This is a genomic window from Streptomyces sp. NPDC001056 (genome assembly GCF_053598955.1).
On record NZ_JBSFLI010000117.1, the window covers coordinates 1 to 1,198 of the forward strand.

Annotated in this window: 1 rRNA gene and 1 pseudogene; one reads left to right on the top strand and one right to left on the bottom strand. The window is 57.9% G+C overall.

Going from position 1 to position 1,198, the window contains the following annotated elements:
• Window positions 1-93 (bottom strand): annotated as a pseudogene (locus tag ACWDD7_RS37805) (TIGR03089 family protein); the annotation flags it as partial.
• 235 nt (window positions 94-328) lie between these two features.
• Here ACWDD7_RS37805 and rrf point away from each other — a divergent pair.
• A 5S ribosomal RNA gene (gene rrf / locus ACWDD7_RS37810) occupies window positions 329-441 on the top strand.
• The last annotated feature ends 757 nt before the right edge of the window (window positions 442-1,198 follow it).

Below are 1,198 nucleotides of genomic sequence, written 5' to 3' on the forward strand. Positions count from 1 at the left end.
GTACGGCGACGCGAACCTGTCTCCCTGGCCTGGCACTTCCACGGCGTAGTCGAGGAAGCCCTCCGGCGACTGCGGGAACCGTCCGCCGAGCGGCCCAGGACGTTGATAGGTCAGGTGTGTAAGCGCAGTAATGCGTTCAGCTAACTGATACTAATTGCCCGTAAGGCTTGATCCTATAACAAGTCTGCCTTGTAGATCTGCGCCGTGCGACAGCACCGGCCGCGATCCAAAGCGACAAGTTGGATTCTCGTGTGTGATACACACAACCAAGATTACTGCTTCTTCCAGGATTGGTTGTGCTGCGAAGCCAGCGCAACAACCCTCTTTGCCTGATGACCATAGCGAGTCGGTCCCACCCCTTCCCATCCCGAACAGGACCGTGAAACGACTCTACGCCGATGATAGTGCGGATTCCCGTGTGAAAGTAGGTAATCGTCAGGCTCCCTAAGCCAGAAACCCCCGCCCGAAAGGCGGGGGTTTTTGCATTGGCGCGGCGGAAATGCACATGGGATCAGGACGGGCGGCCGGCTTGATACAGCTCCGCGGCACTCCTACCTCCAGGCACGTTTCGCCGCACCGCACGTCAATCTGGCGAGACTGAGGCGTGGAATGCGTCGATCCAGGCCTTCAATGTTCTCGGCCATTGGCTGCGCCGCACGTCAACCTGGCTGGAATCGGAGCGTCGAATGCGGCGACTCAGGTCACCGCTGTTCTCGAGCGATCTGCAGCGCTGCGCTAATGAGATCTCCCAACGCTCTCCCTGTACCACACATCAATCGGCCCCCAGTAGTCCACATCAGACGTCGATTCAATTAGACGTCGATTTATCCGGAATGGCAGCGGAATGGCTGATGATGTGCGACGTTTGTCGAAAATGACTGGCGATTGATGTGTCCGGGCAAATGGCATCTTGAACCATCTACCGGTCCTTCGACACGATACATCGACGTAATCGTCGGCGCACACAACGAACTCAGCGCCAAATCGTCATAAAAATCTATGCGCATAAAGTCCATTCGAGCGACAGGCCCGGCAGAGCGGAGAGCGCGCCCTTCGGGGTAATATCGCCTTTCGTCCCGATTCCCGGCGTTTCCAGGCAACCGCCGGCGGTCGGTGTCCTCCGTATTCCGTCTCCCGCACCGTTCATGACTGACAGCCCTGCCCAAGGTGGTCGGACGACCGACTTCTTGCCGTATCT